Origin of the sequence: Microvirga arvi, assembly GCF_016892765.1 — a bacterium.
GTDB classification, from domain to species: domain Bacteria; phylum Pseudomonadota; class Alphaproteobacteria; order Rhizobiales; family Beijerinckiaceae; genus Microvirga; species Microvirga arvi.
Map to the genome: position 1 here is coordinate 1 of NZ_JAFEMD010000121.1, position 7,341 is coordinate 7,341.

Below are 7,341 nucleotides of genomic sequence, written 5' to 3' on the forward strand. Positions count from 1 at the left end.
ACCAATGATGATGCGCCCGTAAATCAGACTGGCGCTGCTAGCGAGAGGACCAGGGGACCCTGGAGGTCCAGGGTTAAGATGGATAGTGGTCTAGCGAGAGAAGCCAATTGCATCTATCGGGCTCTACCCTGCGGTGCGCTTAGGCTGATACATTCATAATGTAAACTAGGCTTACGTCCTTCCCTGCCAGGAGAGCCATCCCTGCATGGACAAGGGAATTGTCCCGCCTAACCAAGACCGACTTTCTAATGGCGCCAATAATCTAGGCTGAATATCCATGGCAGCTCTTGGATCCGTTGATAGATCTTAGCGGTTCTTCCTGGTCTGTCTCAGAATCATAGTGCGGCACCGCGAATCGAGTTTCGCTCCGAATACTACGTACATTCGAATCAAGTGCGTAACTGAGAATCACCTGGAACCTGGCTTTTACATGCGAATTGACTCGGCCATTTCCGCTAAATGATTCTGCGCAAAGAAGTTTCCCACCGCTGAATCGATCTATTGTGAATGGATTCTTGACGCGCGACTCCACAGCCAACTCAGAATCGGGCATTTCTCGTAACTGTCACAAGTGCGATGGGGTGGAGTGCCATGCCTGACGTGAAAGGGATCGAGCGTGTTCAGCGCCTCCGGAAAGCCCGCCGCGAGCGGGGTGACCGGGAGATGAACGTCTGGGTTCCTCAGTTGATTGGGGTTGCCATCGACCAGGCTGTCGAGAGCGGCCGCTTCAAGACACGCCAAGATGCTATCAACCACGCCCTTGAGACCACCTTTGTTCGGAAGGAGCCAAACACGGTGACGTAACCCAGGCAAAGCAAAAGGCCCACGAAGCTGGAAACTTCGAGGGCCTTTGGAGACCACCGCGAGGGGTGGGCAAAGATTGTGTAGCAACATTCTTATGCCATCCCGACAAGCTAACTGTCAAGAGCATCGGTTTCGGTGAACGCTCCCGCTTTGCCCTCAACATGGAGGGTGCGATGCAACTGGCATCGTCAGGAGGCCGGCGGCTGAGACATGCCGCTCTGGCCGCAAGGAAGCTTGCGCTCGAAGACGGGCGCACAGTCACACGCAAAGAACTCTCGGCCGCTGCCCGGGAGGCCGGCAAGGCGCTCGACCTGAGGCCCGCCCAGAGGGCGGTGCTGTCCGAGCTCGTCGCCTGCTGGGGCGAGCAGGAGTGGGAGCGCCTGCTGGTCTGGCCGTCCAACGACTATCTCATGAGCCGCACTGGCCTGACCGAGCGGGCGATCCGGCGCATCCTGCGCCAGCTGGTCGATCTGCAGCTGATCGCCCCCAAGGACTCGCCCAACGGCAAGCGCTATGCCGTCAAGGATCTGGCCGGGCAGGTGGTTGACGCCTTCGGGTTCGATCTGACCCCGGTCTATGCCCGCCGGGGCGATTGGGCGGTGATGCTCATGGAGCAGAAGCAGCTCAGGGAGGTCCAGAAGCGGGCCTTTGACGAGGTCACGATCTGTCGGCGCGCTGCCGAGGAGGCCCTCAATGCGCTCGCCGAGCATTTCCCCGATACGGATTGCTCTGAGTTCGAGACGCGGCTCAAAGCTCTCCAGGCACGCACGCCAACCCGGTCCAGGATCACGCTGCCAGCCGATCTTCTGGATGCGTGGCAGCTGTTGAGAACTGATGTTGAAGAGGTCTTCTATGAAGCGGGCAAAGCCGGACTCGGAGTCCGCCACACTAATAACAACAACGGATCTCCTAGTGAGCCTTGTAACAAAGGCTTTCCGAAGAAAGCTGAGGCGGTTCGTTCAACCGAACAAACTTCGGAGCACCTATCACCGGAATTGATCCTTGAGGCCTGCCCCACCTTGAGCGACTACGGCCAGCCGGTGCGGGACCTGGCGGACATCGTCTCAGCCGGCCGGTACCTGCGAGCCGCGCTCGGGGCGCATGAAAGCGCCTGGGCCGAGGCGGTGGAGGATATCGGCACCGTCAGAGCGGCCATTGCGGTGATCTACGTCCTGCAGCTCTACGAGGACGATGCAGCCAAGAACGGCGGGGAGAGCCGGATCAAGAATCCGGGCGGCTACTTCCGCGCTCTCACCCGCATGGTCAAAGCCGGCAAGATCGATCTCGCCGTTGAACTCCTGGCCATGCGGAGGCGAAGGATGTCATAGGGGAAGATCATGCCTCTGAGCCTTTGAGAGCTTCGAAGGGTCGCGATTACTGGCTGGCCAGCTTGCCAGGTGTCAGAAGGCGCAGGGTCGGAGCGTCCAGCTCACCCGTCACGTAGAGTTTGTTGGCGCGCTGGAACGCGGTGATAGCCTTGCGGGTGCCGGATCCAACGATACCGTCGGTCTTCAGCGAGCCGTAGCCGAGTTTCGTCAGGGTTTCCTGAGCTGTGGCGGTGACGAGGTGCTGGGCATCAACCGTGCTCGTGTTGATCGAACCCGTTGTGGAGACATCGTTGCCGGACTTGTTCAGATGGCTGAGCAGATCCTTCATTCCAGTCGCCGCGGTCACCAGTTCGGCTTGGGCAAGGTCTCTGGCTTGGGTCAGAAGATCGGCTTCACTCCGCAGCTTCGAAACTTGAGACTGCAGCTGCTCTAGGTCACTCACGGCTGTCGTTCAGTCAGAAGATCCATCTGGATCTGGTGAAGGCTTCTCACCTGTCCGCACAGCTGGCTTTCCACTTCGGCAGCGGATCGGCTCGCGAGTGCATACATGCCCCACCCCGTGATGGTACCGAAGCCGAGAGCCAGGATGATCACCCGTGAGAAATCGACAGGGGAGGACGCATATCTCTTGGACATAGTGAACTCTCAGGTACTAAAAAGGGAGGTTCGCGGTGCGATCTGTTCTCGGCAGTGAGAAAGGAGGAGTGTGGTCGGACAATGGCTCCGCCCCAGTTTTGCTCCCTCGCGGGCTGGCTAGTGTGTCTTTAGGGTGAACCAGGGGTTAACGATGAGCAGAATGAACTACTGTGCTGACAAGGTGCATCACCACCATGAATCGTTGGTCCCTGATCGATTCAGGACTTTGATTGGACCTCGCCCATACGCTTGTCCAACATGGAGGCATGCCCACAGACACGATCCAGTACCTGGTGCTCGACAGGTGTGACCCCACCTGCAACATGGCTCGCTACTATGTGCTGTCGATCGAACCCAGCCTGTTCGGTGATGCGACCCTGATCCGCGAGTGGGGCCGCATCGGTAGGCCGGGACAGAGGAGGGTCGAACTCTACGAAAACCAGTCACGTGCAGTGGAAGCCCTTGAAACCTGGCTCCAGCGCAAGCATCGCCGCGGCTATGTGCTGCGAATCGGCTAGGGGAGGAGCGCAGCGTGCCTGAATTGTTCTCAGCGCAGGATCTTGAGCAGTTCTTCGACAGCTTCAGCCTCCTTGAGACTGCCTCTTTCGTACTGGCGCAGCACATCCCTGATCTGGGCGCGCTTTGACCGTGAGCTGCCAGCTTGCTCATCATGGGCAGTTGCCTGCCGCTGGGCGACTGGTGGCAATTCGGACTTACGGAAGTAGGTCTGAGCTTTTTGCAGCAATCTCATGTTCAGCATTCGTCGTGGATACCTCTGAACGGTCGATATAGGAGCTCTTGAGGCCTGCCCCGCCTCCTATCCTTAGCAATCGGTAGGATTGAGAAAGACAGACTTTGGTAGAAGGATTAGGAGCGAGAATGCCGCCCTCCGATCACTGGCTACGTCTGGGCAGAGCTTCGACAGTTCACACGGGTGATGGTATCGAGCTGGCGCTGAGAGGATGACAACGAATGGACGAGAGTTTCTCGCCAACCATTTTCCTTTATGGCATGGCCCTCGTGCTCGCCGTGGGAAAGGCTTTCACGCTGACGATCTGGCGAACCCTTCCGAAACCGCGACCAGGGCTGAGGCAGGAGATGCTGCAGGCGTGGAAGAATCGTAGGCTCCAGAAACAAGCTGCAACGAGCCCCGTCCAACCTACTCGAAGCGAGCAGATGACGGCCAAGCCCTCGAAGTGCGCCAATGAGGCCGAGGTTGAACCGCACGCTGCAGTGCCAACTCCAGAACAGGGGCTCAGCAACACAACCCGGTTCCAACCCAGCTCCTGAAAAATAACTTCGGAGGTTACAGTCGATTCAAGCCACCTCAGGTTGGTCGGTCCTTGTGCCTTCGGCCACGATCTCGAGCATGTCGTCGGGCAGTGGCCGCTGCAGGTTGAGCCCACGTCTGCCAGCCTATTCGTCCGATCTTAGCCCGATTAAGCGATCCTTCTCCAGAATTAAAGCGAATCCGTGGAGAGCCGAAGTGCAAACGTTTGACGCACTCTGGCGCAACATCGGCGATATCTGCAGCTTGTTCGAGTCTCAGGAATGCTGAAATTACCTCAAGACGGCTGGCCTCGCGTGCGATCAACGCTCCGATCCTCTGGTGCGTAAGGGCGTTGAACACTGAAGGCTCTCATCGCAGGGATGATGGCTACAATACTGGATGCACCAATGCTGTCGCTCCATGAGAGTAAGCGGTTTGTGGGCAGAGCGGTAGTCTACGGAAATCAACACTGATGGTTCGGAATCAGCCGTAGCAACTGATCGCCTCGACCAATGATGCGCCAGTTCGCATCTGTCGTCACGTCTCGGTCTTCGAGGTACCAGCCAAGAGTTCTGAAGGCGCGATCCATGAGCCTAACCCGTCTGCCCGAAGGTATCCCTTCGATGTAGCCGATGATGATGTGGTTTTTGTCTCGGATCGCTTCACGTGCCATCTCGCCTCTCCTAGTTCCCTCAAAATTCTCGAATGAGCCAGACCTGCTCGAAGACCTGCTCTGCCTCCTTGAATCGCCTTTCGGCCTCAGACTTGTACGGCGGAGCCTTGGTGTCAGGGTGGAGACGCTTCCGGTACTCACGCCGGACACATTCTGCGACCCACTTCGGGCAGTCGCGGTCAAGACCGACGCGGCGGAAGAGCAAGTGTCCTGCGCTGCTCGTGCTCGCTGCTTTAGCGGTCAGAAGTTCCTTTTCTAGACGAGAGATATAGGCGGTAGCCTCCGCCAGTCGTCGCTGACTCCCCTGAGCTTTCGCCTCACTTGCATCCAGGCTTGCCCGCGCCTGGATGAGTTTGCGCTCAAGGTCCTCAACTTTCTGCCGCATCTCTGAGAGTTCACGGCGCCCCGCCAGCTCGCGAGCGAGCACTTCAATGAAGTTTGCTCGCATAGTGACAAGGACCGGAATAAGCCAAATCAAGAGAACCCATAGACCGGAAGACGCATGTCCTGGCCATGCAAATTCAGTTGACCCGGCGACTGCAATCATGGTCCATCGCAGAGCAGCTGGCGAGAGGCGTTGTCGGGCAGTCTGGTCTGTGGAGATCACGCCGCCCGCCTTGCATGAGCGTCTTCCTCTACCAAACTGTCTACTTCCTCCGGCTCTTTTGCCAGGAAATGGAGTTCCCCCGCCATGGTATCGTAGATGCTCATGAGACGGGCTGCCCCATTATACGGTTGAGCATAAGAGAGCCGGGCCGGGATAAGAATAGTAGTCTCGCTGAGCTTCTGAAGGACTTGGGACATCAGCTCAGGCGAAGCGGCGGCATTCTTAGGTGCGTGGACATCCTCAAGTGCCCAGCGCTTCACCGAACCGTCCGAAAAGCCGATGAGCTCGATGATCGCAGGATTAGGCTTGAACTCCAGATAGAACTTTCGTCCCGTTGCCACATACGGGATCTTGGAGCCAAGGCAGTTCCCAAACCGATTGCCGGCATCAATCATCGCAGCCGCCGATCTAAGAGCCACCAGTTCATCATCGTCCTGGATCAGAGAGACCGTCTCGAACACAGATTGTTCCAGCCAGCGCTGAGCCCAAGCCGCAGCACCGCTTCGCTTCCCACAGCCTGCCTTTAGGGAAGTCACGAGGTCCCTATCGTTGATTTGGGGGGCCAGATGGCGGATCAGGTCCACGGCAGAATTGAACTGTCTGACCTGCTCAACGCGCTTGAAATGGCGGACGATCTCCGGGTGGAGAAACATCCGATCTAAGAGGTTCAGCACCGACAGCGTATTGGTCGTGATCTGTTGCAGATGCAGGAGGACCTTGGCTTGATGGCGGAGGTTGGGATCTCGGAGGATGTTGAGCAGCCGGCGGTAAGACAGCTTGGGCAAAGGGCTGTCGCCGAGACGGCAGAGCGCTCCGGCCAGTCCCTCTACAGGCCCGAACAGGGCATAGGTAATGTCCCGCACGCGCCGCGTCGTGAGGATATAGGCAATCTCCGCGTCAGTATTGTAGGCCCAGGACAAAGGGTTGGCCAAAGGCCGCAGACGCTGTTTCATATCGCCAGTAGGGTCGAGGCCAATCATGCTGAGGGCAAGGAAGATCGCCTGTCGGCGCAAGCGCGAGGCGCACAGCACCCGCCTGAGCGTGCCTGGAGCTTGCGCATCATACTGGCTGATGGCTTCAAGAGCCCAGCCGTCAAAGCTGCGGGGCCTCAACTTGAGGCTGGCCGAATGTGCGTCCAATTGCGTGCTCCGTGTTGCCTTATTGAAGGAGGTTCACACGAATTGCGTCTGGCACAACTATTTTCAGCATGATGGCAGCGAGGTGTATGAACACCATCGCTATGAGACCAGCTTCAGGACGGCTGTCGGAACTTTCCAGCTAAACTGATGAAATGTGCTGGTGTTGTGAGCTCAAAGTGCATTGGGAGAAGCGTTTAACGCTAGCGAGGATTTCATCGGCGGATTTGCTCCAGACGAGTGGTTTGGGATCGCGGTTGTTCTGGTCAATATAGGCTTGGATCGCGGCTTTAAGACTATCGGTACTGGCAAAGGTGCCGCGCTGCAGGCACTGTCAGGTCAAGATCGATAACCAGCACTCCATCAGGTTGAGCCATGTGACACTGGTAGGGGTGAAGTGCAGTTGCCAGCGTGGGTCGCGTCTGCGGTCCGGCTGATGGCGGCGTATCAGGCAGCATACCCGTACCTTTCCGGTGCGGCTCATGTGCCGCGTGCTCGGGTTTCTGCCAGTGGCTATTTTGCCTGGCACTCCCGGCCGGAGAGCCAAAGCGGCATAGCAAACCGGCGCCTGCTGCAGGAGGTGCGTCGGTTCCATGCCAGCATCAGGGTCGCTATGGCAGCCCGCGCAGGCACGCGGCTTTGTGAGACTAGAGCAGTTTTGAGTTAGACGGGCTTCTATCCACAGTTCCTGAGATAGTTCCGGCACTCCTCGGGCGAGAACGCATCAAGCATTTCACCGATAGTGGTCCAGAGCACCTCCTTGGTGCGAGCACCCGCTTTGCGCAGCAGCGCCTTGAGCTTGGCGAAGAGCTGCTCGATCGTGTTGCCATGATGCCTCTCAATGACTGCTTCCTGTTGACGTTCAGTCTGCTGGCTGGATGCGAGCT

General features: G+C 57.9%; 10 protein-coding genes and 3 pseudogenes. 5 read left to right on the forward strand and 8 right to left on the reverse strand.

What is annotated here, in order from left to right; all coding sequences use genetic code 11:
* Nucleotides 1-591 precede the first annotated feature (591 nt).
* Both ILT44_RS29485 and repC read left to right on the forward strand, forming a co-directional pair.
* Nucleotides 592-804 (forward strand): hypothetical protein, encoded by a 213-nt coding sequence (locus tag ILT44_RS29485; RefSeq protein ID WP_204243171.1) that lies wholly within the window; start codon nucleotides 592-594, stop codon nucleotides 802-804.
* Between the two features lie 173 nt (nucleotides 805-977).
* Nucleotides 978-2,132, forward strand: a complete 1,155-nt coding sequence (gene repC, locus ILT44_RS29490) for a plasmid replication protein RepC (protein ID WP_204243172.1) — start codon at nucleotides 978-980, stop codon at nucleotides 2,130-2,132.
* Between the two features lie 46 nt (nucleotides 2,133-2,178).
* Here the strand turns inward: repC and ILT44_RS29495 are convergent, their stop codons facing one another.
* Nucleotides 2,179-2,574, reverse strand: coding sequence for a peptidoglycan-binding domain-containing protein (locus tag ILT44_RS29495; protein WP_204243173.1), 396 nt, complete (start codon nucleotides 2,572-2,574; stop codon nucleotides 2,179-2,181).
* Nucleotides 2,571-2,768, reverse strand: a complete 198-nt coding sequence (locus ILT44_RS29500; RefSeq protein WP_204243174.1) for a hypothetical protein — start codon at nucleotides 2,766-2,768, stop codon at nucleotides 2,571-2,573. The genes ILT44_RS29495 and ILT44_RS29500 overlap by 4 nt, the downstream gene beginning before the upstream one ends.
* 266 nt (nucleotides 2,769-3,034) lie before the next feature.
* On the opposite strand from ILT44_RS29500, the gene ILT44_RS29505 reads away from it, so the two are divergent.
* Nucleotides 3,035-3,286 (forward strand): WGR domain-containing protein, encoded by a 252-nt coding sequence (locus ILT44_RS29505; protein WP_204243175.1) that lies wholly within the window; start codon nucleotides 3,035-3,037, stop codon nucleotides 3,284-3,286.
* Nucleotides 3,287-3,315: 29 nt separating this feature from the next.
* Here the strand turns inward: ILT44_RS29505 and ILT44_RS29510 are convergent, their stop codons facing one another.
* On the reverse strand, nucleotides 3,316-3,528 hold the full coding sequence (locus ILT44_RS29510; RefSeq protein WP_204243176.1) for a hypothetical protein: 213 nt from the start codon (nucleotides 3,526-3,528) through the stop codon (nucleotides 3,316-3,318).
* Nucleotides 3,529-3,740: 212 nt separating this feature from the next.
* Here ILT44_RS29510 and ILT44_RS29515 point away from each other — a divergent pair, with 212 nt between their 5' ends.
* Nucleotides 3,741-4,058 carry a hypothetical protein gene (locus ILT44_RS29515; protein WP_204243177.1) on the forward strand — a complete coding sequence of 106 codons (318 nt, stop codon included), beginning with the start codon at nucleotides 3,741-3,743 and terminating at the stop codon, nucleotides 4,056-4,058.
* A gap of 443 nt (nucleotides 4,059-4,501) precedes the next feature.
* Here ILT44_RS29515 and ILT44_RS29520 read toward each other — a convergent pair whose 3' ends face one another.
* The 4 genes and pseudogenes from ILT44_RS29520 to ILT44_RS31335 form a co-directional block, all read right to left on the reverse strand.
* Nucleotides 4,502-4,711, reverse strand: coding sequence for a hypothetical protein (locus tag ILT44_RS29520; RefSeq protein ID WP_204243178.1), 210 nt, complete (start codon nucleotides 4,709-4,711; stop codon nucleotides 4,502-4,504).
* 19 nt (nucleotides 4,712-4,730) lie between these two features.
* Entirely contained in the window at nucleotides 4,731-5,258 is a 528-nt protein-coding gene (locus ILT44_RS29525) for a hypothetical protein (RefSeq protein ID WP_204243179.1), read from the reverse strand.
* Between the two features lie 56 nt (nucleotides 5,259-5,314).
* Complete coding sequence (locus ILT44_RS29530; RefSeq protein ID WP_204243180.1) at nucleotides 5,315-6,457, reverse strand: hypothetical protein; 1,143 nt, start codon at nucleotides 6,455-6,457, stop codon at nucleotides 5,315-5,317.
* Between the two features lie 139 nt (nucleotides 6,458-6,596).
* Nucleotides 6,597-6,869, reverse strand: a pseudogene (locus ILT44_RS31335) (IS630 family transposase); the annotation flags it as partial.
* A 31-nt stretch (nucleotides 6,870-6,900) separates the two neighbouring features.
* On the opposite strand from ILT44_RS31335, the pseudogene ILT44_RS31340 reads away from it, so the two are divergent.
* Nucleotides 6,901-7,096 (forward strand): annotated as a pseudogene (locus ILT44_RS31340) (IS3 family transposase); the annotation flags it as partial.
* A 33-nt stretch (nucleotides 7,097-7,129) separates the two neighbouring features.
* Here ILT44_RS31340 and ILT44_RS29535 read toward each other — a convergent pair.
* Nucleotides 7,130-7,341, reverse strand: a pseudogene (locus tag ILT44_RS29535) (hypothetical protein); the annotation flags it as partial.

Bases quoted from the DNA above. Each gene is read 5' to 3' on its own strand.
- ILT44_RS29485 (WP_204243171.1), top strand. From the start codon at position 592: ATGCCTGACGTGAAAGGGATCGAGCGTGTTCAGCGCCTCCGGAAAGCC.
- repC (WP_204243172.1), top strand. From the start codon at position 978: ATGCAACTGGCATCGTCAGGAGGCCGGCGGCTGAGACATGCCGCTCTG.
- ILT44_RS29500 (WP_204243174.1), bottom strand. From the start codon at position 2,768: ATGTCCAAGAGATATGCGTCCTCCCCTGTCGATTTCTCACGGGTGATC.
- ILT44_RS29505 (WP_204243175.1), top strand. From the start codon at position 3,035: ATGCCCACAGACACGATCCAGTACCTGGTGCTCGACAGGTGTGACCCC.
- ILT44_RS29510 (WP_204243176.1), bottom strand. From the start codon at position 3,528: ATGCTGAACATGAGATTGCTGCAAAAAGCTCAGACCTACTTCCGTAAG.
- ILT44_RS29515 (WP_204243177.1), top strand. From the start codon at position 3,741: ATGGACGAGAGTTTCTCGCCAACCATTTTCCTTTATGGCATGGCCCTC.
- ILT44_RS29520 (WP_204243178.1), bottom strand. From the start codon at position 4,711: ATGGCACGTGAAGCGATCCGAGACAAAAACCACATCATCATCGGCTAC.
- ILT44_RS29525 (WP_204243179.1), bottom strand. From the start codon at position 5,258: ATGATTGCAGTCGCCGGGTCAACTGAATTTGCATGGCCAGGACATGCG.